Annotated in this window: 23 protein-coding genes; 15 read left to right on the forward strand and 8 right to left on the reverse strand. The window is 68.6% G+C overall.

Annotation, left to right across the window (positions count from 1 at the left end):
• Positions 1 to 89: 89 nt before the first annotated feature.
• The 3 genes from RY94_RS01865 to RY94_RS01875 all read right to left on the reverse strand — a co-directional run bounded on the left by RY94_RS01865 (position 90) and on the right by RY94_RS01875 (position 1,532).
• Positions 90 to 269, reverse strand: coding sequence for a hypothetical protein (locus RY94_RS01865; protein ID WP_043440947.1), 180 nt, complete (start codon positions 267 to 269; stop codon positions 90 to 92).
• 231 nt (positions 270 to 500) lie between these two features.
• A complete protein-coding gene (locus RY94_RS01870; protein ID WP_043441391.1) occupies positions 501 to 1,073 on the reverse strand; it encodes an ATPase in 573 nt (190 codons plus the stop codon).
• 144 nt (positions 1,074 to 1,217) lie between these two features.
• On the reverse strand, positions 1,218 to 1,532 hold the full coding sequence (locus RY94_RS01875; protein WP_043440949.1) for a hypothetical protein: 315 nt from the start codon (positions 1,530 to 1,532) through the stop codon (positions 1,218 to 1,220).
• A gap of 421 nt (positions 1,533 to 1,953) precedes the next feature.
• On the opposite strand from RY94_RS01875, the gene RY94_RS01880 reads away from it, so the two are divergent.
• The 3 genes from RY94_RS01880 to RY94_RS01890 all read left to right on the forward strand — a co-directional run bounded on the left by RY94_RS01880 (position 1,954) and on the right by RY94_RS01890 (position 6,436).
• Positions 1,954 to 3,717, forward strand: a complete 1,764-nt coding sequence (locus RY94_RS01880) for an ABC transporter family substrate-binding protein (protein ID WP_231554375.1) — start codon at positions 1,954 to 1,956, stop codon at positions 3,715 to 3,717.
• A gap of 146 nt (positions 3,718 to 3,863) precedes the next feature.
• Positions 3,864 to 5,405 (forward strand): ABC transporter permease, encoded by a 1,542-nt coding sequence (locus RY94_RS01885; protein ID WP_043440954.1) that lies wholly within the window; start codon positions 3,864 to 3,866, stop codon positions 5,403 to 5,405.
• Entirely contained in the window at positions 5,402 to 6,436 is a 1,035-nt protein-coding gene (locus tag RY94_RS01890) for an ABC transporter permease (RefSeq protein WP_052273820.1), read from the forward strand. Before RY94_RS01885 ends, RY94_RS01890 begins: the two co-directional genes overlap by 4 nt.
• Before the next feature lie 8 nt (positions 6,437 to 6,444).
• On the opposite strand, the gene RY94_RS01895 is transcribed toward RY94_RS01890, so the two are convergent.
• Positions 6,445 to 7,068, reverse strand: a complete 624-nt coding sequence (locus tag RY94_RS01895; RefSeq protein ID WP_043440956.1) for a PH domain-containing protein — start codon at positions 7,066 to 7,068, stop codon at positions 6,445 to 6,447.
• A gap of 89 nt (positions 7,069 to 7,157) precedes the next feature.
• On the opposite strand from RY94_RS01895, the gene RY94_RS01900 reads away from it, so the two are divergent.
• The 8 genes from RY94_RS01900 (at position 7,158) to RY94_RS01935 (ending at position 19,419) form a co-directional block, all read left to right on the forward strand.
• The gene (locus tag RY94_RS01900; protein WP_043440958.1) at positions 7,158 to 8,999 is read left to right on the forward strand and encodes an ABC transporter ATP-binding protein; all 1,842 of its coding nucleotides are present in this window, start codon (positions 7,158 to 7,160) and stop codon (positions 8,997 to 8,999) included.
• A gap of 230 nt (positions 9,000 to 9,229) precedes the next feature.
• Positions 9,230 to 10,867, forward strand: a complete 1,638-nt coding sequence (locus tag RY94_RS01905) for a peptide ABC transporter substrate-binding protein (protein WP_043440960.1) — start codon at positions 9,230 to 9,232, stop codon at positions 10,865 to 10,867.
• A 134-nt stretch (positions 10,868 to 11,001) separates the two neighbouring features.
• The gene (locus RY94_RS01910; RefSeq protein ID WP_043440962.1) at positions 11,002 to 11,928 is read left to right on the forward strand and encodes an ABC transporter permease; all 927 of its coding nucleotides are present in this window, start codon (positions 11,002 to 11,004) and stop codon (positions 11,926 to 11,928) included.
• Positions 11,921 to 12,943: an ABC transporter permease gene (locus tag RY94_RS01915; protein WP_082045977.1), complete on the forward strand. Its 1,023-nt coding sequence runs from the start codon at positions 11,921 to 11,923 to the stop codon at positions 12,941 to 12,943. The genes RY94_RS01910 and RY94_RS01915 overlap by 8 nt, the downstream gene beginning before the upstream one ends.
• Complete coding sequence (locus RY94_RS01920) at positions 12,940 to 14,664, forward strand: dipeptide ABC transporter ATP-binding protein (RefSeq protein WP_052273821.1); 1,725 nt, start codon at positions 12,940 to 12,942, stop codon at positions 14,662 to 14,664. Before RY94_RS01915 ends, RY94_RS01920 begins: the two co-directional genes overlap by 4 nt.
• A 352-nt stretch (positions 14,665 to 15,016) precedes the next feature.
• Positions 15,017 to 16,807 carry a BCCT family transporter gene (locus RY94_RS01925; protein WP_043440965.1) on the forward strand — a complete coding sequence of 597 codons (1,791 nt, stop codon included), beginning with the start codon at positions 15,017 to 15,019 and terminating at the stop codon, positions 16,805 to 16,807.
• Positions 16,808 to 17,000: 193 nt separating this feature from the next.
• Complete coding sequence (typA, locus tag RY94_RS01930; RefSeq protein WP_043440968.1) at positions 17,001 to 18,917, forward strand: translational GTPase TypA; 1,917 nt, start codon at positions 17,001 to 17,003, stop codon at positions 18,915 to 18,917.
• Between the two features lie 163 nt (positions 18,918 to 19,080).
• Positions 19,081 to 19,419 carry a hypothetical protein gene (locus RY94_RS01935; RefSeq protein WP_156134975.1) on the forward strand — a complete coding sequence of 113 codons (339 nt, stop codon included), beginning with the start codon at positions 19,081 to 19,083 and terminating at the stop codon, positions 19,417 to 19,419.
• A gap of 9 nt (positions 19,420 to 19,428) precedes the next feature.
• On the opposite strand, the gene RY94_RS01940 is transcribed toward RY94_RS01935, so the two are convergent.
• Entirely contained in the window at positions 19,429 to 19,923 is a 495-nt protein-coding gene (locus RY94_RS01940; RefSeq protein WP_043441405.1) for an ArsR/SmtB family transcription factor, read from the reverse strand.
• A 102-nt stretch (positions 19,924 to 20,025) separates the two neighbouring features.
• Positions 20,026 to 20,262, reverse strand: coding sequence for a putative acetyltransferase (locus tag RY94_RS01945; RefSeq protein WP_043440971.1), 237 nt, complete (start codon positions 20,260 to 20,262; stop codon positions 20,026 to 20,028).
• Between the two features lie 145 nt (positions 20,263 to 20,407).
• On the opposite strand from RY94_RS01945, the gene fdxA reads away from it, so the two are divergent.
• The 3 genes from fdxA (at position 20,408) to RY94_RS01960 (ending at position 23,341) form a co-directional block, all read left to right on the forward strand.
• Positions 20,408 to 20,734, forward strand: a complete 327-nt coding sequence (gene fdxA / locus RY94_RS01950; RefSeq protein WP_043440973.1) for a ferredoxin — start codon at positions 20,408 to 20,410, stop codon at positions 20,732 to 20,734.
• A gap of 3 nt (positions 20,735 to 20,737) precedes the next feature.
• The gene (gene dapC, locus RY94_RS01955; protein WP_442853430.1) at positions 20,738 to 21,889 is read left to right on the forward strand and encodes a succinyldiaminopimelate transaminase; all 1,152 of its coding nucleotides are present in this window, start codon (positions 20,738 to 20,740) and stop codon (positions 21,887 to 21,889) included.
• A 171-nt stretch (positions 21,890 to 22,060) separates the two neighbouring features.
• Positions 22,061 to 23,341, forward strand: a complete 1,281-nt coding sequence (locus RY94_RS01960) for a citrate synthase (RefSeq protein ID WP_043440977.1) — start codon at positions 22,061 to 22,063, stop codon at positions 23,339 to 23,341.
• A gap of 94 nt (positions 23,342 to 23,435) precedes the next feature.
• Here the strand turns inward: RY94_RS01960 and galE are convergent, their stop codons facing one another.
• Positions 23,436 to 24,461, reverse strand: coding sequence for a UDP-glucose 4-epimerase GalE (galE, locus tag RY94_RS01965; RefSeq protein WP_043440979.1), 1,026 nt, complete (start codon positions 24,459 to 24,461; stop codon positions 23,436 to 23,438).
• Positions 24,462 to 24,612: 151 nt separating this feature from the next.
• Between galE and RY94_RS01970 the strand changes: the two genes are divergently transcribed.
• Entirely contained in the window at positions 24,613 to 25,227 is a 615-nt protein-coding gene (locus tag RY94_RS01970; RefSeq protein ID WP_043440981.1) for a hypothetical protein, read from the forward strand.
• 24 nt (positions 25,228 to 25,251) lie between these two features.
• Here RY94_RS01970 and RY94_RS01975 read toward each other — a convergent pair whose 3' ends face one another.
• Positions 25,252 to 26,130 carry a hypothetical protein gene (locus RY94_RS01975; protein ID WP_043440983.1) on the reverse strand — a complete coding sequence of 293 codons (879 nt, stop codon included), beginning with the start codon at positions 26,128 to 26,130 and terminating at the stop codon, positions 25,252 to 25,254.

Consider the following 26,130-nt stretch of genomic DNA (forward strand, 5'->3'; position numbering starts at 1 on the left):
CGTCCCTGCGCAGCGACATGATCGCCTGCGCACCGAGGACGACTGCCGCGATGGCTGAGATGCACGAACCTGTCCGTTCGTCCCCATTGTCATGCCCGTGAGTCCAGAGCGAGATGCCAATCCGTATGCACTGTCTGGCTTTCGTGGGCGACGAAGGCCCCGCATCTGGTGCAGGTCAGCTGGGCGCCACGCTCGGCCTTCCGGTACTGATCGAACACCGGCGCCGGCTCAAGTCCCAGGTACTGCTGAATCTTCGTGAAGAACCCCATGGATCGATTCTGCCAGTGGATCACGATCTGCCCGGGCCCATCAGGTATAGGCACGATACGGAGTCGGAGCGGCTGTCGGACTCCTCGGATTACAGTCAGTATCGGCAATCTTCTTGAGACGTGGGTGATTCGCATGGCAGTGCTGGGAGAGCAGTGTCCCAGGGTGGTAGGACACACACAGTCCGGGTTGTTCGGTCTCAAGCATCGGTGGACGTATCAGCTGACCGACGGTCACGGGGAGGAGCGGAGACTGCACGGTACACCGGAGGTAGGGGGTGAGTCCTCTGCCCAACCGGTGAGGGCGGACAACGTCGCGGCGACCCCTGTGGGAGTGAGTCCGTCCGTATCGATCCTTCGCACGGAGGTCGGGGATTCGCTATCGAGCCGGTCAGCCATGGCTCCACTGCGCGCGAGGGTGGCCGGGTCGACTGCGCCGTGATTCCGCCGCGCCAACCGTGAGCCGGTGTGACCGTCACTGCTGCGCAGCAGGACAGCCGTCACGAGCGGGCTGTCTCCCATCGCGGCCACCAGGCCGGGCAGTGAGAGGACAGCCGCCGTGTTCGTGTAGATCAGTCGACGGTAGCCGAGCGACCGATAGGCGGACCACATGGCGGCCAGGTTCCGCTCGGCGAGCTCGGCTTCGGGGAAGGCCAGATGCGGTGCCGGATGGGCGAGGTCGAGGTAATCACCCTCGATGACCGCGTGATGGAGGTCCTCACCGATGAGTCGTTCGTGGAGGGCCAGCGCGGCGGTGGACTTGCCGACACCTGAGCGGCCGCTGATGAAGAGCACGTGGGAGCGCATCTGCTCCACTCTCCCGGCCGGCACCCGGGGCGCGCAAGAGGTATCCGGCGGCGGGTCCTCCACAGGGCGCCGCCCTCCATGCCCCGCTGACCCGGGAGCCCCGTGGTCCGCGGCTTCCCCGGCCGGAGCGGAATGGGAAGGCCGTCACCACATCCGGCTGGTGGTCTCCGCTACGAAGCCACGCCCGTCCGAGAACCAGTGGATCGTCGGGCTGTTGCGCGCCGTCGGCGTCGTGAGCTCGGCGAACAGGTCGGCGTTGAAACGGTTGTTGAGCTCGGGGGAGCTGAGCACGGTGTCGCGCGTGATGACGAACACCGGCCCCTTCAGGCCCTTGCTCTGGATGGACAGGTGCACCTCGACGTGCTCGTCGAGGCGCGCCTTGAGGGCTCCGATCGCCGCCTGGACATTCGCGTCGTCGTCCCAGACCGCCGCGTGCTTGTCCACGAACAGCCAAGCCATGGTGCTCCTCGTCCGTACCGCGTGCCAGGTCCAGGGTGCCGCCCGGTCCGCGCCCGCCGGGCGTCGGTCCTGCGGTCCCCGTCCAAGCAAAGCATCGGGTCCAATGCGTTATCAAGCACCGCTCGGTGGGCGCCCTGCGGGTCGACGGCGCCACCGGGTCGGTGCCGCCTGGATCCATAGGTCGCTGGGGAACTGCTGGGGACTACCTGTGAGCCTTTGGTTGCAGCTCGGTAACAACACCTAACTGGCCCCTCGACGGGATACCTGTTGGTAACAAAGTCCACTTAGGCTTTTGCTCACGTGAGAAGCGTCACCCCCCAGGGGTGACGTGCCGGCTGTCATGCAACACCGCCTGAAGCCGCAACCACACTACGAAAGAGGAGGCGGAATGCGTTTCGGACGTACTTCCAAAGCTGTGGGAGTGGCTGCAGTCGCAGCGCTCGCATTGAGCGCCTGCGCTGCCAACACGGGAACTGAAACCACCGACGAGGGCACCGAGGGCGAAGCAACCGGCGGGAACATCCGCGTCGTCGAAGTCAATGCCTTCAGCTCGTTCAACTCGAGCACCTCCGAAGGCAATGTGGACATCAACGGAAAGATCGCCTACGCGACCCACTCCGGCTTCGTCTACATCAACAACGACCTCGAGGTTGTGAAGAACGAGGACTTCGGCACCATGGAGGTCCTCTCGGAGGACCCGCTGAGCGTCAAGTACACGGTCAACGAAGGCGTCAACTGGTCCGATGGCGAACCGGTCGACGGCGGAGACCTGCTGCTGGCCTGGGCCATCGAGTCCGGCTACTTCAACGACTCCACCACCGACGACGCCGGTGAGGTCGTCTCCGGTGCCACCTACTTCGACTACGCGGGCGACACCGGTGGACTCGGGCTCACCGAACTCCCGGAGATCGGTGAGGACGGCCGATCCATCACCCTGAACTACTCGGAGCCCTTCGCCGACTACGAGGTGGCCTTCGGCCTGATGAGCGAGGGCGGCATCGATACGCCCGCCCACGTCCTCGCCGAGAAGGGCGGCCTGGCGGACGAGGATGCGCTGATCGAGCTCATCACGACGACGCCCGCCGGCGATCCGGAGTCTCCCGTGGAGCGTCCCGAGATCCAGGCACTGGCGGACTTCTGGAACACGGGCTTCGACACCAAGTCGCTGCCCACCGACCCGTCGCTCTTCCTCTCCAACGGTCCCTTCATCGCCTCGGCCATCACACCGGACCAGTCGATGACGCTGACCCGCAACGAGGACTACGACTGGGGCCCCATCCCGAAGGTCGACGAGATCACCGTCCGCTACATCGGTGAAGCTCCCGCCCAGGTGCAGGCCCTGCAGAACGGCGAGGTGGACATCATCGCCCCGCAGGCGTCCGCCGACACGGTCGAGCAGCTCGAGGGCCTCGAGGGTGTCACGGTGGAGCAGGGCAACCAGCTCTCCTACGACCACCTGGACCTCAACTTCAGTGGCGTGTTCGAGGACGAGAACGTCCGCGAGGCGTTCATGAAGACCGTCCCGCGCCAGCAGCTCGTGGACACGATCGTCAAGAAGATCAACCCCGACGCCGAGCCGCTCGATTCGCAGCTGTTCCTCACGGACCAGGAGCCCTACGAGGAGACCGCCGCGAACAACGGGTCGGAAGCCTACGCCGAGGTCGACATCGAGGGCGCGAAGGAACTCCTTGCCGGGGCGACCCCCGAGGTCCGCATCATGTACAACCGCGACAACCCGAACCGCCTCAACTCGTACACGCTGATCGCTGAGTCCGCCGCCCAGGCCGGGTTCAAGATCGTCGACGGCGGCCTCGGATCCTCGGACTGGGGAGCCGCGCTCGGCAACGGGACCTATGACGCCACCATCTTCGGCTGGATCAACTCGGGCGTCGGCGTCTCCGGCGTTCCGCAGATCTTCAAGACCGCCAACGGCTCCAACTTCAACGGGTTCTCGAGCCCCGAGGCCGACGCGCTGATGGACGAGCTGATCGTGACCACGGATCCGGCCGAGCAGGACAGGATCCAGGTCGAGATCGACAAGCTGATCTGGGACTCGAAGTACGGACTGCCGCTCTTCCAGGTGCCCGGAGTGGACGCCTACAGCGCCAACGTGACCGGCATCGAGTACATGCCGAACCAGACCGGAGTCTGGTGGAACTTCTGGGACTGGCAGGTAGTCCAGTAGTTCCGACGCCGGAACTCGCTCGACCGTAGGGGGAAGGCGCCGGAACGGGGACCCACCCGTCCCGGCGCCTTCTTCTGTGTCACTGAACTACACTCTGCGTAAACCCGGGAACCCCCTACCCGATCCAATCTTGAGGCCTGAAACCCATGGTGACCTACATCGTTCGGCGTCTGGTGACTGCCGTCCTCATCCTGTTCGGCGCATCGTTCGTCGTGTATCAGCTCACCGCCCTGTCCGGCGATCCGCTCGAGGATCTGCGGGCGAGCAACGCCCCGAACAGGGATCAGCTCATCCAGGCGCGTACCGAGCTCCTCGACCTGAACACGCCGGCGCCCCTGCGGTACTTCGGCTGGCTCGCCGGGGCCGCGAAGTGCATCGTCCCCTTCGCCGCCACCTGCGATCTCGGGTCCAGCATCCAGGGCGAGGCCGTCACCACCTCGCTCAGTCGCGCGATGGGCAACACCATCACGCTCGTCGCGACCGCCACGGTGCTCGCCATCATCATCGGGATCTCGCTCGGCATCATCACGGCACTGCGCCAGTACAGCGGTCTCGACTACGGCGTGACCTTCATGTCCTTCCTCTTCTTCTCCCTCCCGATCTTCTGGCTGGCCGTCCTCCTCAAGGAATTCGGCGCCATCGGCTTCAACAACTTCCTCGCCGATCCCGATATACCGCCCACCACCATCGCCGTCGTCGCCATCGCGAGCGGGCTGATCTGGGCGCTCTTCGCCAGCAAGTCCTGGAAGCGGAAGGGGATCGCCTTCGTTCTCGGCGCCGCGACCGCCGCCGCCCTGCTCTTCCTGCTCGACCTCGTGGGCTGGTTCGCCGCCCCCGGCCTCGGGCCGATCGTCATCCTCGTCACCGGCGTCGGGATCGCCTTCGGGATCGTCCTGCTCACCGCGGGCCTCCGGAACCGCAAGGCCCTGTACTCCTCGCTGATCATGGTGGCCCTGGGCCTCGTCGCGTACTACGCCGTCAACCCGGTCCTCAACGCCGCGACCATCTGGATGATCATCATCCTCGCGATCGTCACCGTGCTCGTCGGGATGGGTGTGGGCTACGCCATGGGCGGGTACGACCGCAGCCAGAGCATGCGTGCGGCAGCGCTCACCGGCCTGCTCATGGGCTTCCTCATCGTGGTGGACCGCTTCATGGTCACCTGGCCGTCCTACGTGAGCAACCCGCGGGTCCGGGGCAGGCCGATCGCCACGGTCGGCGCGGAGACGCCGGGGCTGGAGGGGACGTTCTGGGTCAACGGTTTGGACACCTTCACGCACCTCCTGCTCCCCACCCTCGCGCTGCTCCTCGCGTCCCTCGCCAGCTACAGCCGCTACTCGCGCGCGTCGATGCTCGAGATCATGAACATGGACTACATCCGCACGGCCCGGGCCAAGGGGCTCAGCGAGCGGACGGTGGTCATGCGGCACGCGTTCCGCAACGCGCTGATCCCGCTCGCAACGCTCGTGGCCTTCGACATCGGCGCACTGATCGGCGGCGCCATCATCACCGAACAGGTGTTCGCCTTCTCCGGCATGGGCCAGCTCTTCGTGCAGGCCCTCCAGCGGACGGATCCCGACCCCATCATGGGCTTCTTCCTGGTGGCCGGCATCCTGGCGCTGGTCTTCAACCTCGTCGCCGACATCGCGTACTCGGTCCTCGATCCTCGCGTAAGGGTAAAAGCATGAGCATCCAGACACCCTCCGACGTCCCCAGCGCGGAGCCGGCCACCGTCACCGGGCCCGGGCATCCGGCGCCCGAACCCGAGGCGAAGGGCCTGTCGCAGGGCCAGATCGTCCGGAAGAAGTTCTTCGACAACACCGCGGCGATCATCAGCCTCATCGTGTTCGCCGTCGTGTTCCTCCTTGCGTTCACGTCCGTCGGGTTCGCGGGCATCCCCGGATGGTGGAAGTACAACCACACCGAGTTCCTTCCCCTGCTCAACGGGGGCGCCCCGACCGTCACCGGCCCGTTCAGCTGGGGCGAGCACCCGTTCGGCCAGGACTCGATCGGCCGCGACTACTTCGCCATGACCATGCGCGGCACGCAGAACTCGATCATCATCATGTTCATCATCGGGTCCCTCGCCGGCCTGGTCGGGGTCATCGTCGGCGCCTGCTCCGGGTATTTCCGTGGCTGGCCCGAAGCCGTGCTGATGCGGTTCACGGACATCATCATCATCATCCCCGTGGTCCTCGCCGCCGCGACCCTCGGCGAGGCGGTCACCCGGTTCGTCGGGTCCGGCTCGCAGATCTGGCTCCTGGGGCTGTTCCTCGGACTCGTGCTCTGGACCGGACTGGCGCGCCTGGTCCGCGGTGAGTTCCTCACGCTGCGCGAGCGCGAGTTCGTCGACGCCGCGAAGATCGCCGGCGCCTCGAACACCCGCATCATCTTCAAGCACATCCTGCCGAACGCCGTGGGCGTCATCATCGTGAACACCACCCTGCTGATGTCCTCGGCCATCCTCCTCGAGACCGCGCTGAGCTACATCGGCTTCGGTGTGAAGGCGCCGGACGTCTCCCTGGGCCTCATCATCAGCCAGAACCAGGAGGCGTTCCAGACGCGGCCGTGGCTGTTCTGGTTCCCCGGCCTCTTCATCGTGCTGATCTGCCTGTGCATCAACTTCATCGGCGACGGCCTCCGCGACGCCTTCGATCCGCGGCAGAAGAAGTTCAGGGCAAGCCGGGCCAAGGAATCAGGGAAGCCCGCAGCCGCGTGAACAGGAGCCTAGGAACCCAGGGCCGGCGCAGCCGCGCCGACCGCCACCAGCAGGAGCGCGCCGGCGATGCAGGGCCAGTTCCACCGGCGGTCGACGCCGCCCGGGTCGTCGACGTCGATCCGGCCGCTCTCCACGAGGTCCTGCCAGCGTGTCCGTACCTCGTACGCGGCGTACCCCGAGTCGGTGTTCGTCATGTCGCCCGGGCGGACGGAGCCGCCGGGACCGTAGCTCGTGGAGGGCAGGTTCCTGATGTGCTCGGGTTTGCCCGCGTGCGTCCCCCACACCCCGGGAGCCGGCGCCGCCCAGGCGGTGTACGCGCCCGACGGCGTGACGAGCTTCAGTGCGTACTTGGTGTCGACGTCGATCAGCGCGGACCAGGGGACCCTGATGGTCGCCAGGGGGTTGCGGAGGGTGACGGCGTCCTCCGTGAACACCACCGCCGGGTACCAGAACAACCACCAACCCGCGTAGGCGACGCCGACCAGCGGCCAGCCGGTGAGCAGACCGGCGGCACCCTGCTCGACGATCACGGTCGCCAGGCCGCCGAGAGCGACCACCACGGCCACACCCGTGAACCAGACACTGGTGCGCGGCCTGAACACGGTGGCCCCGGCCACCCTCGAGCTCTTCATGGCTCAATGATCCCAGCACGGCCGCCGCTCGCGGCAATCCAGGAGGGGCCGCGATCCCGCGGCGCCTCCATCACGAAGGAGGACCCCTCATGAGTACCCAGGTCATCGGCGGCACGGGAGACACCGGAGCGGACCTACCGGCACCCCAGGGTCCCGTGCTCGAGGTCCGGAACCTCAGTGTGGACTTCGGCGTCGACAAGAAGTGGGTCCCCGCGGCCATCGACCTCAACTACGAGGTGAGGGCCGGCGAGGTGCTCGCCATCGTGGGGGAGTCCGGTTCCGGCAAGAGCGCGAGTTCCATGTCGCTGCTCGGGTTGCTGCCCTCGAACAGCCGCGTCACGGGCGAGGTGCTGCTCAACGGGAAGTCCGTGCTGACCATGTCGCCGGCCAAGCTGCGCCAGATCCGCGGCAACGACGTCGCCGTCATCTTCCAGGAACCCATGACGGCCCTGAACCCCGTCTACACCGTCGGATTCCAGATCGTCGAGACGCTGCGCCTGCACAACGAGATCTCGCCCGACGAGGCGAAGCAGCGCGCGCTGCGCCTCCTGCAGATGGTCGAACTGCCGGATCCGGACAAGGCCTTCCGGTCCTACCCCCACCAGCTCTCCGGCGGCCAGCGCCAACGCGCCATGATCGCCCAGTCGCTGTCCTGCGACCCCAAGCTCCTCATCGCCGACGAACCCACCACGGCCCTCGACGTGACGGTGCAGGCCGAGATCCTCGACCTCATGCGCAACCTGAGGACCCAGCTCAACAGCGCCATCGTCCTGATCACCCATGACATGGGCGTGGTCGCGGACCTCGCCGACCGCATCGCGGTGATGCGCCAGGGCCGCATCGTGGAGACCGGCACGGCGGAGCAGATCTTCAGGAACCCCCAGCACGAGTACACCAGGGCGCTCCTCGCCGCCGTGCCCCACCTCGGGCAGGGGGACGGGAACGACGACGTCGACATCACCGCGGCGGTCGCGGCGGCGACCCATACGGAACTGCAGACGGTCGACCACGACGAGCTCGAACGGCGCGCACAGGACGTGCTCGCCCAGCTCGCCGAGGCCGAGCACGAGGTCGCCGTGCACGCGACGCCCGGGGTGGAGCCCGTCCTCGAACTGATCGACGTCGCCATCGAATACCCGAAGCAGGGGCGCGTCCCCGCGTTCCGCGCCGTCGAGGGCGCGAACCTGACGGTGTACCCCGGGCAGGTCATCGGCCTCGTCGGGGAGTCGGGCTCGGGGAAGACGACGATCGGCCGGGCCGCCGTCGGGCTGCTGCCCGTCGCCGCGGGATCCCTGAAGGTCGTCGGCACGGACGTCTCCGGGTTCCGCCCCACCTCCAGGGAGCTCGCCAAGGTCCGCCGCCATGTCGGCATGGTGTTCCAGGACCCGTCGTCGTCGCTGAACCCCCGGCTGCCCATCGGTGAGAGCATCGGTGAGCCGATGTACCTCGCGGGCGAGGCGAAGGGCGGCGAGCTGCAGAAGCGCATCGAGGCGCTCCTCGACCAGGTGGAGCTGCCGCGCTCCTACCGGAACCGGTATCCGCACGAACTCTCGGGGGGCCAGAAGCAGCGGGTGGGGATCGCCCGGGCGCTCTCGCTCAAGCCGAAGCTCATGGTCGCGGACGAGCCGACGTCCGCCCTCGACGTCTCCGTGCAGGCCAAGGTCCTGGAGCTGTTCCAGAACCTGCAGCGCGAGCTCGGCTTCGCCTGCCTGTTCGTCACGCACGACCTGGCGGTCGTCGACGTGCTCGCGGACTACATCTGCGTGATGCAGCGCGGGCGGATCGTGGAGCAGGGCGCCCGGGACCAGATCCTGCGCAATCCGCAGAACCCGTACACGCAGCGGCTGCTGGCGGCGGTCCCCCTGCCCGATCCCGAGAAGCAGCGGGAACGCCGGGAGCTCCGCGCCAAGCTGCTGGCGGTCACCGACTGACCCGCGGATCGACCCGCCGCCCCGCCTGCGGCCCGAAGCCCGTCCTGCCTCCGCAGGGCGGGCTTCTCCGTGCATGCGGAGGGGCGTCGGCGGGCGTCCACCCCGCCTGATGTTCAGAGAAGCAACAGAACGGGCATATGATTTCTCGGTGTGAGTTGGCTCTCGCTCTCTGCGGGGGCCACTGAACCGGCCGGATCCGGGCCGGTACGACCCAATTATTAGGAGGCGGAATGCGTTTCACGCGCACTTCCAAGATGCTCAGCGTCGCGGCCCTGGCTGCCCTGTCGCTCAGCGCATGCGGCGGCGGAGACACCGAATCCGGCGCCGAGGGTGGCAACACCGAAGCCGTGATCGTGGTGGACGGCTCCGAGCCCCAGAACCCCTTGATCCCCACCAGCACCAACGAGGTGGGCGGCGGAGCGATCCTCGATCTCGTCTTCGCGGGCCTCGTCAGCTACGACGCCGACGGCAAGCCCCAGAACGAGATGGCCGAGTCCATCGAGACCGAGGACGCCCAGAACTACACCATCACGCTCAAGGAGGGCAAGACCTTCACCAACGGTGATCCGGTCACCGCGAGCTCCTTCGTCGACGCCTGGAACTACGGTGCCGCCGCGAAGAACGCCCAGCTCTCGAGCTACTTCTTCGAGAGCATCGAAGGCTACGACGAGGCCAGCGCTGAGGGCTCCACCGTGGAGGCCATGAGCGGCCTGAAGGTCGTGGACGACCGCACGTTCACCGTCGCGCTGTCCCAGCCGGAATCCGACTGGCCGCTGCGCCTGGGCTACAGCGCCTTCTACCCGGTGCCGGCCGCCGCCCTCGAGGATCCGGCTGCGTTCGGTGAGAACCCGATCGGCAACGGACCCTACAAGTTCGCCTCCGAGGGTGCCTGGCAGCACAACCAGCAGATCGAGCTCGTGCCGAACGACGAGTACGAGGGCCCGCAGGCCGCCCAGAACGGCGGCGTGACGTTCAAGATTTACCAGAACGACACGACGGCCTACCAGGACCTGATCTCGGACAACCTGGACGTCCTGAAGACCATCCCGACGAGCGACATCAAGAACTTCGAGAGCGATCTCGGGGAGCGTGCCATCGAGTCGCCGTACGCGGGCAACCAGACCATCGCCGTGCCGTACTACCTCCCGAACTGGGAGGGCGAGGCCGGCAAGCTGCGCCGCCAGGCGCTGTCGATGGCCATCAACCGTGACGAGATCACCGACGTCATCTTCAACGGTGGCCGCGAACCGGCGAAGGACTTCACCGCTCCCGTCCTGGAGGGCTTCAGCGAGGACCTGCCGGGCAGCGAGCACCTCGAGTACAACCCGGAGGAAGCCAAGAAACTCTGGGCCGACGCCGAGAAGATCTCGCCCTACGACGAGTCGGAGCCCCTGACCATCGGCTACAACGCCGACAAGGGCGACCACAAGACGTGGGTCGAGGCCGTGGTGAACAACATCAAGAACAACCTCGGCATCGAGGTCGCGGGCAAGCCCTACGCGACCTTCAAGGAAGCCCGCACCGAGGCGACGGACGAGACCCTCACCGGTGCGCTCCGCTCCGGCTGGCAGGCCGACTACCCGTCGCTGTACAACTTCCTCGGACCCATCTACGCCACCGGCGCCGGGTCCAACGACGCCCGCTACAGCAACCCCGAGTTCGACCAGCAGCTGACCGACGGACTCGCCGCCGACTCCGTCGAGGAGGGCAACGAGGCCATGAACAAGGCCCAGGAGCAGCTCCTGGAGGATCTCCCGGCCATCCCGCTGTGGTACCAGGTCGCCCAGGGCGGCTGGAGCAACAACGTGGACAACGTCGAGTTCGGCTGGAACGGCGTCCCGCTCTACTACGCCATCACCGGCAAGTAACCCGTCACGGTCCCGGGGCCTGCCCGCACAGGGCAGGCCCCTTTTCCGTGCTCCAACGAAAAGGTCCGACACCCCATGAGCAACCCCCACCCGCATCCCGTCCGGATGCATGCCGCACCGGGAGGTGCGCGCTGATGGTCTGGTACATCGTCCGGCGCGTCCTGCAGCTGATCCCCGTCTTCCTCGGCGCCACCCTGCTGGTGTACTTCCTCGTCTTCAGCCTCCCCGGTGACGCCACCGCCGCCATCTGCGGCGAGCGTGGCTGCACGCCCGCCGTCGTCGCCGGACTGCGCGAGCAGTACAACCTCGACCAGCCCTTCTGGGTCCAGTACCTGCTGTACCTCAAGGGCGTGCTGACCTTCGACCTCGGCACGAACTTCTCCGGCCGCCCGATCGCGACGATCATCGCCGAGGTCTTCCCGACCACCGCGAAGCTCGCCGTCATGGCCCTGGTCATCGAGGCCGTCTTCGGCATCCTCTTCGGCCTCATCGCCGGGCTCCGCAAGGGCCGGATCTTCGACTCGTCGGTCCTCGTCGTGTCCCTGATCGTCATCGCCGTGCCCATCTTCGTGCTCGGCTTCCTGATGCAGTTCCTGATCGGCGTCAAGCTCCAGTGGACCAACCCGACCGTGAGCGGCGACGCCACCGTCACGGAGCTCCTGCTCCCGGCCGTGGTCCTGGGACTGGTGTCCTTCGCCTACGTGCTGCGCCTCACCCGGACCAGCATCATCGAGAACGTCAACGCGGACTACGTGCGGACCGCGACGGCCAAGGGCCTCAGCCGCCGCCGCGTCGTCGTGGTGCACGTCCTCCGCAACTCCCTGATCCCCGTCGTCACCTTCCTCGGCGCCGACCTCGGCGCCCTGATGGGCGGCGCGATCGTGACCGAGGGCATCTTCAACGTCAACGGTGTCGGCAACACCCTGTACCGCGCCGTGCTGAACGGTGACGGACCGATGGTCGTCTCGATCGTCACGTTCCTCATCCTCATCTTCTGCCTCGCGAACCTGCTGGTGGATCTCCTGTACGCGTGGCTGGACCCAAGGATTCGATATGCCTGAACCAACATCTCCCCCCGCCACCAGCGGGACCCTCACCGAGGTCCCCGCACGCGTGGTGCGCACCAAGACCTCCGCCTACCCGATCGAGCACTTCGTCGCCGATCCCGACGAGACGCCGGTCCGGGCCACGGACAGCGCCGTGTCCGACGCCGCTCCCCGCGGCCTGTGGGGCGAGGCGTGGGGCAGCCTGCGGAAGCAGCCGCTGTTCATCATCAGCGCCCTCCTGATCCTCGCGGTCGTCGTCGTGGCGCTGTTCCCCGGCGTGTTCACCAACGAGCCGCCCAACGAGAACTGCCTGCTCGAGAACTCCGACGGCGGACCGGCCCCCGGCCACCCGCTCGGCTTCACCGTGCAGGGCTGCGACATCCTCTCCCGCGTGGTGTACGGCACGCAGTCCTCGCTGACCGTCGGCCTGTTCGCCACCCTCGGCGTCGTCCTGATCGGCGGCCTCATCGGCGCGCTGGCCGGCTTCTTCGGCGGCTGGGTCGACGCGATCCTCGCCCGCGTGGGAGACATCTTCTTCGCCCTCCCGCTGATCCTCGGCGCCATCGTCGTCGTGCAGCTTCCCGTGTTCCAGCAGAACCGGAACGTGTGGACGCTCGTCGTCATCCTCGTGGCGTTCGGCTGGCCGCAGATCGCCCGCATCACCCGGGCGGCGGTGATCGAGGTGCGCAACGCGGACTTCGTGACCGCGGCCCGCTCGCTCGGCGTCTCGCCGCTGGGGGCACTCGTCAAGCACGTCATCCCGAACGCGCTCGCGCCGGTCATCGTCATCGCGACCATCTCGCTCGGCACCTTCATCGTGGCGGAGTCGACGCTGTCCTTCCTCGGCATCGGGCTGCCGCCGGACGTCATGTCCTGGGGTAACGACATCTTCTCGGCGAAGCCGTCCCTGCGCAGCAACCCCATGGCGATCTTCTGGCCGGGCCTCGCCCTGTCGATCACCGTTCTGAGCTTCATCATGCTGGGCGACGCCCTGCGTGACGCTCTCGACCCGAAGGCACGCAAACGATGAGCCACACCACGCATACCGGGACGCGCAACCCCGCGGCCCCGGACGGCACAGGCGTACCCCGGCCGCTGCTCGAGCTCCGGGACCTCGCGATCACCTTCTCGACGTCGAACGGGGAGGTCCCCGCGGTGCGCAACGCGCACCTCACCGTGATGCCCGGGGAGACCGTCGCGATCGTAGGGGAGTCGGGCTCCGGCAAGTCGACGACGGCGCTCGCCGCCATCGGCCTCCTGCCCGCCAACGGCCGCGTGTCCCACGGCAGCATCATCTTCGACGGCGAGGACATCACCCACGCCTCCGAGAAGCGCATCGTCGCACTCCGCGGCTCCTCGATCGGCATGGTGCCCCAGGACCCGATGTCCAACCTGAACCCCGTCTGGAAGATCGGGTTCCAGGTCCGGGAGACGCTGAAGGCCAACGGGCTGCCCAGCGGACCCCAGGACGTCGCCACGGTGCTCTCGGAGGCGGGCCTGCCCGACGCGGCGTCCCGCGCCAACCAGTACCCGCACGAGTTCTCCGGCGGCATGCGCCAGCGCGCGCTGATCGCGATCGGGCTGTCCTGCCGACCGCGGCTGCTCATCGCCGACGAGCCGACGTCGGCCCTGGACGTCACCGTGCAGCGGCAGATCCTGGACCACCTGGACACCATGACGGAGGAGCTCGGCACCGCGGTGCTGCTCATCACCCACGACCTCGGCCTCGCCGCCGAGCGGGCGCACAAGGTGATCGTCATGTACAAGGGGCAGGTCGTCGAGGCCGGTCCGGCCCTCGAGCTGCTCACCAACCCCCGCCACCCCTACACGCAGAAGCTCGTGGCGTCCGCGCCGTCCATCGCGTCGCGCCGCATCGAGTCCGCCAAGAAGGCCGGCGTCGCGACCGACGACCTCCTCGCCCCCGCGGCGCCGGCCGGCGCCGTGCCGGACACGGTGATCGAGGTCGAGGACCTGACGAAGGTCTTCAGGATCCGCGGGAACTGGGGCAGGTCCACCGGCTTCACCGCCGTGGACAAGGTGTCCTTCTCCATCGCCCGCGGCACCACCACCGCCGTGGTGGGGGAGTCGGGCTCGGGCAAGTCGACCGTGGCGAAGATGGTCCTCGGTCTGGAGGGCGCGACGTCGGGCAGCATCCGGTTCGACGGCGTGGACATCACCACGCTCGGACGGAAGGAGATGTTCGACTTCCGCCGCCGCGTGCAGCCGATCTTCCAGGACCCCTACGGCTCGCTCGACCCGATGTACAACATCTACCGGACCATCGAGGAGCCGCTCCGCGTCCACGGCGTGGGGGACGCCAGGAGCCGGGAGAAGAAGGTCCGCGAGCTGCTCGACCAGGTGGCGCTGCCGTCCGCGATGATGCAGCGCTTCCCCAACGAGCTCTCGGGCGGGCAGCGGCAGCGCGTGGCGATCGCGCGTGCGCTGGCGCTCGACCCCGAGGTGGTCATCTGCGACGAGGCCGTCTCGGCGCTCGACGTGCTGGTGCAGGCCCAGATCCTGGCCCTGCTCGCCGACCTGCAGTCGGAGCTCGGCCTCAGCTACCTGTTCATCACCCACGACCTCGCGGTGGTCCGGCAGATCGCCGACCACGTGGCCGTCATGGAGAAGGGCCGGCTCGTGGAACAGGGCACCACGGACGAGGTGTTCGACGACCCCCGCACGGCCTACACGCAGGCCCTGCTCGCGGCGATCCCCGGCGCGGGCCTGGTCCTGCCTCCCGGGGTCGCCTGAGGCCCGGCGGGCCCGACCCGGCAGCGCGCGTCGTCGCGTGGACCGGTGTGAAGGACAGCAGGCGGTCCCCGGTGCGGGGGCCGCCTGCTGCGTCCGGGGAGGTGAGACGAGTCACGACCATAACGATGCGCGCACGATCTCCGGCTGCGCGCTCCGGGGGCGTCTGCCGCCCCGCATCCCCGTGCTGGTGCCGATCCCGCCGTGCGAGGGGGAGGAAGTGTACGACGTCGGAACCGGGTGCGGTCTCCTGACTTCCGCCTCTTGACGCGGTGATCCTCTGTAGGCTTGGGAGTTGCCCTGTGACGCGGCGCCAGCGCCACGCGTCACGACGCATCACCGAAGGAGACGATTCATGAGTATCAAACCCCCGGACGAGGCTGTGGCCAGTCCACCCACGCCGAACGAGCAGACCAATGAAACGAGCACGGGACAAAGAGCGCGATTGGCCCTGCCGGTGTTCATCCCGGCCGCGGCACTGATCGTGGTTTTCGTCGCGTTCGTCCTCGTTTCGCCGGATACCGCGTCCACCCTGTTCGCGGGCATCCAGGAGAACGTGATCGGCGCCTTCGGCTGGTACTACGTGGCCATCGTGGCCTTCTTCGTGGCCTTCTCGCTGTGGGTCGGTTTCAGCCGCTACGGTGACATCCGCCTCGGCAAGGACGACGACAAGCCCGAGTTCTCCGCCATGTCCTGGTTCGCACTGCTCTTCGCCGCGGGCATGGGTATCGGCCTGGTGTTCTGGGGCGTGGCCGAACCGCTCAACCACTTCGCCAGCCCCCGCCCCGGCGTCACCGGCACCGACGTGCAGCTCGGCCAGCGGGCCATCACCCAGACCTTCCTGCACTGGGGGCTGCACGCCTGGAGCATCTACGTCGTCGTGGGCCTGTCGATCGCCTACGCCGTGCACCGGCGCGGCCGCCCGATCTCCATCCGCTGGACCCTCGAACCCCTGCTGGGCGACCGCGTCAAGGGCGCCTGGGGTCACGCCATCGACGTCGTCGCGCTCGTGGGCACGCTGTTCGGCGTCGCCACCTCGCTGGGACTCGGCGTGCTCCAGATCTCCTCGGGACTGGACAGTGCCGGCATCCTCGCCGCTACCAAAGCCACCCAGGTGGGCCTGATCCTCTGCATCACCGCGCTGACGATCGTGTCGGTGATCTCCGGCGTCGGCAAGGGCATGAAGTGGCTCTCGAACATCAACCTCGTCCTGGCCGGGGTGCTCCTGCTCGTGGTGCTCTTCGCGGGTCCCACGCTCTTCCTCCTGCGCGAGTTCGTCCAGTCCATCGGCAACTACTTCCAGAACGTCGTGGGCCTGACCTTCAACACCCTGGCGTTCTCCGGTGCGGAGGGTGAGGCCTGGCAGGCGGCCTGGACCACGTTCTACTGGGGCTGGTGGATGTCCTGGGCACCCTTCGTCGGCATCTTCATCGCCCGGATCTCCAAGGGGCGCACGGTCCGCGAATTCGTGGCCGGTGTCCTCCTCGTCCCCACCACGCTCGGCTTCCTGTGGTTCTCCGTGCTGGGCGGCTCCGCCATCTACCGCGAGATCTTCGGTCAGGGCGGCCTGATCGCGGAGGACGGCTCGGTGGACACCGAGAACGCCCTCTTCGGCCTGCTGGGTGGACTCCCGGGCGGGCCCGCGCTGCTCATCGGGGCCATCATCCTGATCGCCATCTTCTTCATCACGTCCGCCGATTCCGGTGCCCTCGTGATGAGCATGATCTCCACGGGCGGCGACCCGAACCCGAGGCACTGGATCCGGGTGTTCTGGGCGGTACTCGCAGCGCTCGTCGCCATCTCCCTGCTCCTCGTCGGTGATACCGGCCTGAGCTCCATCCAGACGGCGGCGATCCTCACCGCCCTCCCCTTCAGCGTCGTCATGCTCGCCATGTGCGTGTCCACGGCGAAGGCGTTCCACGGGGAGCACCGCGCCTGGCAGGCCACGCAGCGGAAGCTCGCCGCGACGGCCATGGCGGACCGCGTGACCGATCAGGTCCACGAGTCGATGTCCGATCGGGTGGAGCGGCAGGTGCAGGACCACCTCGACGATCACGCGGACACGCTGGCCGAGGGCGCCGCCGGCGCCGGCCAGGATGCGGGTCGGAACGGTACCCCGCGCTTCAAGTGGGCCCGCCGGCCGTAACCGGATCCCACGCACGACGGCGGCGGCCCTTCCCCCGGGGAGGGCCGCCGCCGTCGTCTGCGCAGCGTCTCCGGACGCCGGTTGACAGGGTGCATTAGGTCTGTTTTTGCCGTGTCCCCTAGACTGGTAAGAGGGCGTGCACTGTAGCCGCCGTCAATTTTCCCGCAGTAGATACCGAATTGAGTAATAACGCATGTCTGAAACCACAGGCAACACCGCTGTTCGCAGCGACCTCCGCAACGTAGCCATCGTGGCCCACGTTGACCACGGAAAAACCACCCTGGTCGACGCCATGCTGAAGCAGACCAACTCGTTCGCTGCGCACGGAGACGTCGCCGACCGCGTCATGGACTCGGGCGACCTCGAGCGCGAGAAGGGCATCACCATCCTCGCGAAGAACACCACCGTGTTCTACGACGGCCCCTCGGCCAACGGCGAGACCATCACGATCAACGTCATCGACACCCCCGGCCACGCCGACTTCGGCGGCGAGGTGGAGCGCGGCCTGTCCATGGTGGACGGCGTGGTGCTCCTCGTCGACGCATCCGAGGGCCCGCTGCCCCAGACGCGCTTCGTGCTCCGCAAGGCCCTCGCGGCCAAGCTCCCCGTGATCCTGCTGGTCAACAAGACCGACCGCCCCGACTCCCGCATCGAGGAGGTCGTCAGCGAGTCGATGGACCTCCTCCTCGGCCTCGCCTCCGACCTCGCCGACGAGGTCCCCGACCTGGACCTCGACCTGATCCTGAACGTGCCCGTCGTCTACGCCGCGGCCCGCGTCGGCGCAGCGTCGATCGAGCAGCCGGCCGACGGGCATGCGCCGACCAACGACAACCTGGAACCGCTGTTCAAGACGATCATCGACCACATCCCGGCGCCCCGCTACAACCCCGACGGCGTCCTGCAGGCACACGTCACCAACCTCGACGCGTCGCCGTTCCTCGGCCGCCTCGCGCTGCTGCGCATCTTCAACGGCACGCTGCGCAAGGGCCAGCAGGTGGCCTGGGCCCGCCAGAACGGTGAGCTCAAGACCGTCAAGATCACCGAGCTCCTCGCCACGAAGGCGCTGGACCGCGTACCCACCGATTCCGCCGGACCCGGCGAGATCGTCGCCGTCGCCGGTATCGAGGGCATCACCATCGGTGAGACGCTCACCGACGTCGACAACCCGCAGCCGCTGCCGCTGATCACCGTCGACGACCCCGCGATCTCGGTCACCATCGGTATCAACACCTCGCCGCTCGCCGGCAAGGTCAAGGGCGCCAAGGTCACCGCACGCCAGGTCAAGGACCGCCTCGACAAGGAGCTCATCGGCAACGTCTCGCTCCGCGTCCTGCCCACGGCCCGCCCCGACGCCTGGGAAGTCCAGGGCCGTGGCGAGCTGGCGCTCGCCATCCTCGTGGAGCAGATGCGCCGTGAGGGCTTCGAGCTCACCGTCGGCAAGCCCCAGGTGGTCACCAAGACCGTCGACGGCAAGATCCACGAGCCCATGGAGCACATGACCATCGACGTCCCCGAGGAGTACCTCGGCGGCGTCACCCAGCTCATGGCCGCCCGCAAGGGCCGCATGACCAACATGGCCAACCACGGCACGGGCTGGGTCCGCATGGAGTTCATCGTCCCGGCGCGCGGCCTCATCGGGTTCCGTACCCGCTTCCTGACCGACACGCGCGGCGCCGGTATCGCGGCGTCGATCTCCGAGGGCTACGAGCCCTGGTGCGGCGACATCGAGTACCGCACCAACGGCTCGATGATCGCCGACCGCTCGGGTGTCGTCACCCCGTTCGCGATGATCAACCTGCAGGAACGCGGCTCCTTCTTCGTGCAGCCCACCTCCGAGGTGTACGAGGGCATGATCGTCGGCGAGAACTCCCGCGCCGACGACATGGACGTCAACATCACGAAGGAGAAGAAGCTCACCAACATGCGTGCCGCTTCCTCCGACACCTTCGAGAACCTGACCCCTCCGCGCAACCTCACCCTCGAGGAGTCCCTCGAGTTCGCCCGCGAGGACGAGTGCGTGGAGGTCACCCCGGAGACCATCCGCATCCGCAAGGTCATCCTCGACGCCAACGAGCGCATGCGCGCCTCGCGTTCGCGCGCCCGGGCCTAGTCCCGACGGCACGTCAGCACCATGGCCTACGACGACGCCGGTCCCTTCCCTGCCGGGAAGGACCGGCGTCCGTCGTTCCCGGTGCGCCCTCCTGGGGGCCCGCGGCGCCCCGNCTGGGGGTCCGCGGCGCCCCGCCGCGATCGCGGGCGCGGTGGCGGCCGGGGTGGCGGCGGGAGTCCTCGGGACCGCGCTCCACGGCCACCTGCTCTTCGTGGGCGGGGTCGCCGTTCCCGTCGGAGCGCTGGCCGCCCTGCTCCTGGCGGGCAGCCTGTTCCTGCTGTGCGGCCTGTGGGCGCGGAACGTCATGATGACGGCGGTGGCGGGCGCCATCGCGTACGGGATCGTGGCGCTGCTCTCGCGCTCATCGAAGACGCTCATCCTCACCGGGTCGTCGACGGCGGCCCCGGGCACGGCATTCGCGGGGAATCTCTGGCTCTTCGGCGTGCTCATCGCGACGCTCGCCGCGGTGGTGCGGGGCGTCGTCGTGCTCCGTCAGCGCTAGGGGCCCGGCTCAGTCGGCCGTGCGGTCGAGGTGGTGGGCCAGCAGGACGGAGGTCGCCGTGCCGTCGTCGTCCGGCCCGCGGCGCGCGTAGTCCTCGAAGACCTCACGGATGCGCCCCATCATCTCGGCACGGTGCTCGTCGTTCAACCGGACGCCGACGCGCCAGACGTCGATCTCGGAGGGCTCCAGGCCCTCGATCTCCTGCAGGAACGTCTCCACCAGGACGGGCGCGGAATCCGGCAGGCGGCCGTTCCGCGAGAGCCCCGTGGCGCGGTACGGGATCTCCTTCGCCCCGCGGTTGCCCACGCGGGTGTCCTCGGCGGCGAGGAACCCGGTGGTGAGCAGGGTCCTGACGTGGTGGAGCGTCGTCGCCGGGTTGAGGCCCAGGGCCTCCGCGATCTCCTTGTTGGTCCGCGCCCGGTGCAGGCACAGCCGCAGGATCCTGAGCCTGACCGGTGAGCTGAGCGCCCGGCCCCGGGCCTGGAGATCCTCGTCTGAGTCCATGCGCCGATTGTACGGGAGATCGCCCGCGGGATTGGCAGGTCCCAATCACTGATTCCGGGTGGGCGGTCCATGCGTCGACGCGGCCGGCGGCGTGGTGTGCTGCTACGGCGCCGCCCTGCGCGGCGCGCGGCGTGGCGGAGGCGGTGGCACCGGCCGCGCCGCGGTGACGTCGGCGAGGAGCACGACGTCGTCCCCCCTGCGGGTCCGCACCGTGCAGGCGGTCCCGTCGACGGCCACGAGGTCGCCGAGCGAGTCCGTGACCCCGGCGTCGATGCGACGCCGGACGACGACCCGCGTGCCGAGGGGGAGCGAGGCGAGGAGGGCGGCGGGTGTCTGCACGCCTCAAGGGTAGGCCCTGGCGGTGGACCGCGGGGCCGCGGTGCCGGGGACACCCTGGTCCAGCCGGGGCGGGCCGTTGCGTTAAGCTGGAACCCGCACCACGGGTGCGTCAGCCCGACCCCAGTCACCAGGAAAGGCGTGGGAAGTGACCTACGTAATCGCGCAGCCATGCGTGGATGTCAAGGACAAGGCCTGTATCGAGGAGTGCCCTGTCGACTGCATCTATGAGGGCGAGCGGTCGCTCTACATCCACCCCGACGAGTGCGTGGACTGCGGCGCGTGCGAACCCGTGTGCCCGGTCGAGGCGATCTACTACGAGGACGACACCCCCGAGCAGTGGGCCGAGTACTACAAGGCCAACGTCGAGTTCTTCGACGACCTCGGCTCGCCCGGCGGTGCGGCGAAGGTCGGCAACACGGGCTTCGACCACCCCATCATCGCGGTCCTGCCGCCCCAGAACCAGCCCGCGTAGGTGGTGGCCGGGGAGCCGACGCCGTTCGGCCTGCACCTGCCCGACTACCCGTGGGACGCGCTGGTGCCCTACCGGAAGATCGCGTCCGGCCACCCCGGGGGCTTGGTGGACCTGTCCATCGGCACCCCCGTGGACCCGACGCCGGACCTCATCCAGGCGGCGCTCGCCGCCGCCGCCGACGCGCACGGCTACCCGACCACCCACGGCACGGCCGCGCTCCGCGAGGCGATCAGCGCCTGGTTCGCGCGGCGCAGGGGAGTGCCGGGGCTCGACCCCGCGGACATCCTGCCGACCGTCGGCTCCAAGGAGCTCGTCGCGTGGCTCCCCCTGCTGCTGGGGCTGGGCGAGGGCGACGTCGTCGTCCGCCCCTCCGTCGCCTACCCCACGTACGACGTCGGCGCCCACCTCGCGGGCGCCACGCCGGTGGCCGCCGACTCCCTCGCGGACCTGCCCGCGGACGTGCGGGCCCGCGTCCGCCTCGTCTGGATCAACTCGCCCGGCAATCCGACGGGCGAGGTGCTCGACGTCGAGGGCCTGCGGACGGTCGTCGACGACGCCCGCTCGCTCGGCGCGGTGGTCGCATCCGACGAATGCTACGGCGAACTGGGCTGGGGCCGCTGGGACCCCGCGGAGGGCGGCGAGCCCGTGCCCAGCGTCCTCGACCCGCGGGTGTGCGGCGGGTCCCATGAGAACCTGCTGGCCGTCTACTCGCTGAGCAAGCAGTCCAACCTCGCCGGCTACCGGGCAGCGTTCACGGCCGGGGACCCGGGGATCATCGCGAACCTCGTCAACTCCCGCAAGCACGCCGGCATGATCGTGCCGTACCCGGTGCAGGAGGCCATGCGGGTGGCGCTCGGGGACGACGCCCACGTGGCCGCACAGAAGGACCTGTACCGTCGCCGTCGGGCCCTGCTCGTCCCGGCCCTCGAGGCCGCGGGCTTCACGATCAGCGGCTCGGTGGCCGGACTGTACCTCTGGGCGTCGGACGGGAGGCCCACGTGGGACACCATCGACCGGCTCGCCGGGCTCGGGATCCTCGCGGGTCCGGGAACGTTCTACGGCGATGCCGGGCACGGCTTCATCAGGATGGCGCTCACGGGGAGCGACGAGCGGATCCGGGCCGCCGTGGCGCGTCTCGCGGACGCTCCGCGCTGACCCGCCGTACTCGTCCTTGCTCCCGGGCCCCGCAGGGCAGCAGGATTAGTGATCGGGGGCTCGCTGACGGTAGCGTTTGGCGTGAATGTGCTGATCCCGGGGTGACCTCTGCCCTCGTGTGAAGCGATGATTTGTGGCGATGACCGCGCTCCAGCTCCTGAAGGAGAATCAATGACCGAGCAGAATGCCTCACTGCACTACGGCGACGGCGAACTCAGCCTGCCGCTGGTACGGGCAGCCGAGGGCAACCACGGCTACGACGTGTCGAAGCTGCTGAAGCAGACGGGCCAGGTCACCTTCGACCCAGGCTTCATGAACACCGCGGCCACCACCTCGGCGATCACCTACATCGACGGCGATGCCGGGATCCTGCGCTACCGCGGGTACCCGATCGAGGAGCTCGCGAAGAACTCCAGCTTCCTGGAGGTCTCCTACCTCCTGATCTACGGGAACCTGCCGACGCCCGAGGAGCTGACCGGCTTCGACGGCCGCATCCGCCGGCACACGCTCCTGCACGAGGAGCTGAAGGGCTTCTTCGGCGGCTTCCCGCGGGACGCCCACCCGATGCCCGTGCTGTCCTCGGCCGTCTCGGCGCTGTCCACGTTCTACCAGGACTCGCTCGACCCCTTCGACGACGAGCAGGTGGAGCTCTCCACCTTCCGCCTCATGGCGAAGCTGCCCGTCATCGCGGCCTACGCGCACAAGAAGTCCATCGGCCAGCCCATGCTGTACCCGGACAACTCCATGAACCTCGTGGAGAACTTCCTGCGGCTCTCCTTCGGCCTGCCCGCCGAGCCGTACGACCTCGACCCCCTGATGGTCAAGGCGCTGGACCTCCTGCTCATCCTGCACGCCGACCACGAGCAGAACTGCTCCACGTCGACCGTCCGCCTCGTGGGCAGCTCCAACGCGAACATGTTCGCCTCCGTCTCCGCGGGGATCAACGCGCTCTTCGGCCCGCTGCACGGCGGCGCCAACGAAGCCGTGCTGAACATGCTCCGGGACATCAAGGGCCAGGGCATGCAGCCCGAGGACTTCATGGAGAAGGTCAAGAACAAGGAAGACGGCGTGAAGCTCATGGGCTTCGGGCACCGCGTCTACAAGAACTACGACCCCCGCGCGAAGATCGTCAAGGCCACGGCCCACGACATCCTCACCAAGCTGGGCGGCAACGACGAACTGCTCGACATCGCCATGCGGCTCGAGGAGAAGGCCCTCGCGGACGACTACTTCATCGAGCGGAAGCTGTACCCGAACGTGGACTTCTACACGGGCCTGATCTACAAGGCCATGGGGTTCCCGGAGAAGATGTTCACCGTCCTCTTCGCGATCGGCCGCCTCCCGGGCTGGATCGCCCAGTGGCGCGAGATGATGCAGGACCCGCAGACGAAGATCGGCCGTCCGCGCCAGCTGTACACGGGCGAGGGCGAGCGCCACTACCCCGCGCACTGACCCGCGCACCGACCCGCGCCGGATCATCCGGACGAACGACGGCCGCCCACCTCCTGGAGGCGGGCGGCCGTCGTCGTTCCGTGCCTGGGCCGGGTCAGGTCCCGTCGGCGGTCGCGTAGCCCTGCGGGTTGTTCCTCTGCCAGCGCCAGTGGTCCTCGCACATCTCCGCGAGGGTCCGGGTGGCGGACCAGCCGAGGTCGGCGAGGGCCGAGGACGGGTCGGCGTAGCTGACCGCGGCGTCGCCCGGTCGGCGCGGCGCGAACTCGTAGGGGATGTCGCGGCCGACCGCCGCGGAGAACGCCCCGAGGACCTCGAGGACGGAGGAGCCGTTGCCCGTCCCGAGATTCCAGATGTGCACCCCGCCGCGGGCCACGAGATAGTCCAGGGCGGCGAGGTGCCCCTCGGCCAGGTCCACCACGTGGATGTAGTCGCGCACCCCGGTGCCGTCCGGCGTGGGGTAGTCGTTGCCGAAGACCAGTACCTTCTCGCGACGGCCCACCGCCACCTGCGCCACGAACGGCAGGAGGTTGTTGGGGATGCCCGTGGGGTCCTCGCCGATGGTGCCCGAGGAGTGGGCCCCCACCGGGTTGAAGTACCGCAGCAGTGCGATGTTCCAGCGGGGATCCGCGGCACCGAGATCCGTCAGGATGTCCTCGATCTGCTCCTTCGTGCGCCCGTAGGGGTTCACCGCGTCGAGGGGGAGCTTCTCGGTCAGGGGCACCTCCTCGGAGGCGCCGTAGACGGTGGCCGACGAGCTGAAGACCAGGGTGCGCACATCGGCGTCGTCCATGACCCGCAGCAGGTTCAGGGTGCCGCCCACGTTGTTGTGGTAGTAGTACAGCGGCTTCTCCACCGACTCGCCGACGGCCTTCAGCCCCGCGAAGTGGATGACGGCGTCCACCTTCTCCTCGGCGAAGATGGCACGCAGCCGGGGTTCGTCGAGGAGATCGGCCCGGTGGAAGGTCGGGGTGCGGCCGGTGAGGGCTGCGACCCGTTCGAGCGAGGTCTCGGTGGAGTTCAGCAGGTTGTCGACGACGACGACGTCGTGGCCGTGCTCGAGCAGGGTCAGGACGGTGTGCGAGCCGATGTAGCCGCTGCCACCGGTAACGAGTATTTTCACGCTCCCATCCTAGGTGCATCCCCGCGGGAGGGACGGGATGCCACAGGCCGAGCCCGGAACGGCGACGGCCCGCCGTGACCGATCCCTCTGGAGCCGGCGGGGTCCTGGGATTACTGTAGAAGTGAAACCCGAAAGGCTCCGAAGGAGGCCCATGTCGTACGCCGACCCCGGTTACAGCGCGTACTTCACGGTGGACACCTCGGAGGTGCTGCTCGTGGCGCTGTACCTCAGGGACTGCGCGGGGCTGCAGGGCACGGGCCTGCCGGCGCTCCCGCCCCTGACCCCGGCGGTGCGGAGGGTCGAGACCCGGCGCCTGACCGCGCCGACGGGTGGACGGGCGGCCCTGCGCGTCGAGTGGGAGGCGTGGTGGCACACCCTGCTCATGCACCGCATCGGGGACGCGGTCCTGCCGCTCCCGCCGCAGTTCGAGGCGCTGGACGGCATGGCGGCACTGAAGGCGCTCCTGCGGGCACACTTCGGGGCGGCGATGGCGTGGGCGGCGGAGCGGTGCGCCGAGTACGTTCTCCGGGTGGGGGCCAGGGGTGCGGACAGCATGGACCGGCTGCTCGCCCGGATCATCCAGGAGTCCGAACTCGAGCTGGGGCGCCCGGCCCGCCCCTTCACGCTGGAGGTCGTCGAACTGCCGCTGGCCGGTCGACGGGCCTGGTGGGTGGAACCGGACAAGCTCCTGATCTGCCAGGACCTGTTCGACGACGAGCGCTCCTTCCGCAGCTTCGTGGAGCCGGTCATCAGGGTGCTCGCCTGAGCCCGGGCCGCCGCGCGCCGGTCATCAGGGTGTCGCCCCCGCGACGGTGATGGTCACCGCCCCGGTCTCCGTCGTCGTCGACGACCAGCCGCCGTCCGCCCGGACCCATTCGAGGCCGGAGAACGCCACCGAGGTGATCTGCAGGGCCGACGCGTTCGCCACCGCCCACTGGGCGACGGCCCAGCCCCTGGCATCCGCTGCGTCGAGCGTGAGACGGGTCCCGTCCACCGTCGTGCGGAACGGACCGAAGACCTCCCCGGCCGCGGTCGAGACGGCGAATGGATCACCGGCGGCGGAGGGTTCGCGGAGGGTGCAGTCGAGGGCCGCGGGGGACTGGCCGGTCAGTGCGGACGCGAAGGCCCGGCCCTCCGGCTCGTGGTCGGCGTACGCCGTGGGGTAGGCGGAGCGCTGGACCGTCTGGGCGGCCTCGGTGATCGGCAGCGTCTCGTACCCCGGGACCTCCACGAGGGCGTCGTAGAAGGCGCCCGCCGCATAGAGGGGCGTCATGACCTGCTCCTGGGTCCCCCAGCCCTGCGAGGGGCGCTGCTGGAACAACCCCCGGGAGTCCGGTCCGGCGTCGTCCCCGTAGTCGATGTTCTCCAGCCGGGACTCCTGCACCGCCGTCGCGATGGCGATCGACGCCGCACGGGCCGGGAGCCCCCGGTTCACGGCGACGCCCGCGATGAGCGCGGCATTGCCGGCCTGCTCCGGGGTGAGCTCGAACGTGTCCTCGCCCACCGTCGCGCTGCACCGCTCCCGGACCAGGACCTCGCTCCCGTCCAGCTGGTGGAGGGCGGCTGCGGTCCCGCCGACGGCGACGGCGGCGAGCCCGGCGAGCATGGCGCCGGTCCGGAGCTGTCGCCGTCGTCGCCGGACGGCAGCCGACGGTGGCCGCGGGGACAT

Source organism: Arthrobacter sp. L77 (genome assembly GCF_000816565.1).
GTDB classification, from domain to species: Bacteria; Actinomycetota; Actinomycetes; order Actinomycetales; family Micrococcaceae; genus Arthrobacter_D; species Arthrobacter_D antioxidans.

Coding starts and splice junctions, on each gene's coding strand:
- RY94_RS01875 (WP_043440949.1), bottom strand. CDS start 1,532: ATGGCTTGGCTGTTCGTGGACAAGCACGCGGCGGTCTGGGACGACGAC.
- RY94_RS01890 (WP_052273820.1), top strand. CDS start 5,402: ATGAGCATCCAGACACCCTCCGACGTCCCCAGCGCGGAGCCGGCCACC.
- RY94_RS01975 (WP_043440983.1), bottom strand. CDS start 26,130: ATGTCCCCGCGGCCACCGTCGGCTGCCGTCCGGCGACGACGGCGACAG.
- RY94_RS01925 (WP_043440965.1), top strand. CDS start 15,017: ATGAGTATCAAACCCCCGGACGAGGCTGTGGCCAGTCCACCCACGCCG.
- RY94_RS01940 (WP_043441405.1), bottom strand. CDS start 19,923: ATGGACTCAGACGAGGATCTCCAGGCCCGGGGCCGGGCGCTCAGCTCA.
- RY94_RS01970 (WP_043440981.1), top strand. CDS start 24,613: ATGTCGTACGCCGACCCCGGTTACAGCGCGTACTTCACGGTGGACACC.
- typA (WP_043440968.1), top strand. CDS start 17,001: ATGTCTGAAACCACAGGCAACACCGCTGTTCGCAGCGACCTCCGCAAC.
- RY94_RS01920 (WP_052273821.1), top strand. CDS start 12,940: ATGAGCCACACCACGCATACCGGGACGCGCAACCCCGCGGCCCCGGAC.
- RY94_RS01865 (WP_043440947.1), bottom strand. CDS start 269: ATGGGGTTCTTCACGAAGATTCAGCAGTACCTGGGACTTGAGCCGGCG.
- RY94_RS01905 (WP_043440960.1), top strand. CDS start 9,230: ATGCGTTTCACGCGCACTTCCAAGATGCTCAGCGTCGCGGCCCTGGCT.
- RY94_RS01910 (WP_043440962.1), top strand. CDS start 11,002: ATGGTCTGGTACATCGTCCGGCGCGTCCTGCAGCTGATCCCCGTCTTC.
- RY94_RS01900 (WP_043440958.1), top strand. CDS start 7,158: ATGAGTACCCAGGTCATCGGCGGCACGGGAGACACCGGAGCGGACCTA.
- RY94_RS01895 (WP_043440956.1), bottom strand. CDS start 7,068: ATGAAGAGCTCGAGGGTGGCCGGGGCCACCGTGTTCAGGCCGCGCACC.
- RY94_RS01885 (WP_043440954.1), top strand. CDS start 3,864: ATGGTGACCTACATCGTTCGGCGTCTGGTGACTGCCGTCCTCATCCTG.
- RY94_RS01915 (WP_082045977.1), top strand. CDS start 11,921: ATGCCTGAACCAACATCTCCCCCCGCCACCAGCGGGACCCTCACCGAG.
- RY94_RS01870 (WP_043441391.1), bottom strand. CDS start 1,073: ATGCGCTCCCACGTGCTCTTCATCAGCGGCCGCTCAGGTGTCGGCAAG.
- RY94_RS01960 (WP_043440977.1), top strand. CDS start 22,061: ATGACCGAGCAGAATGCCTCACTGCACTACGGCGACGGCGAACTCAGC.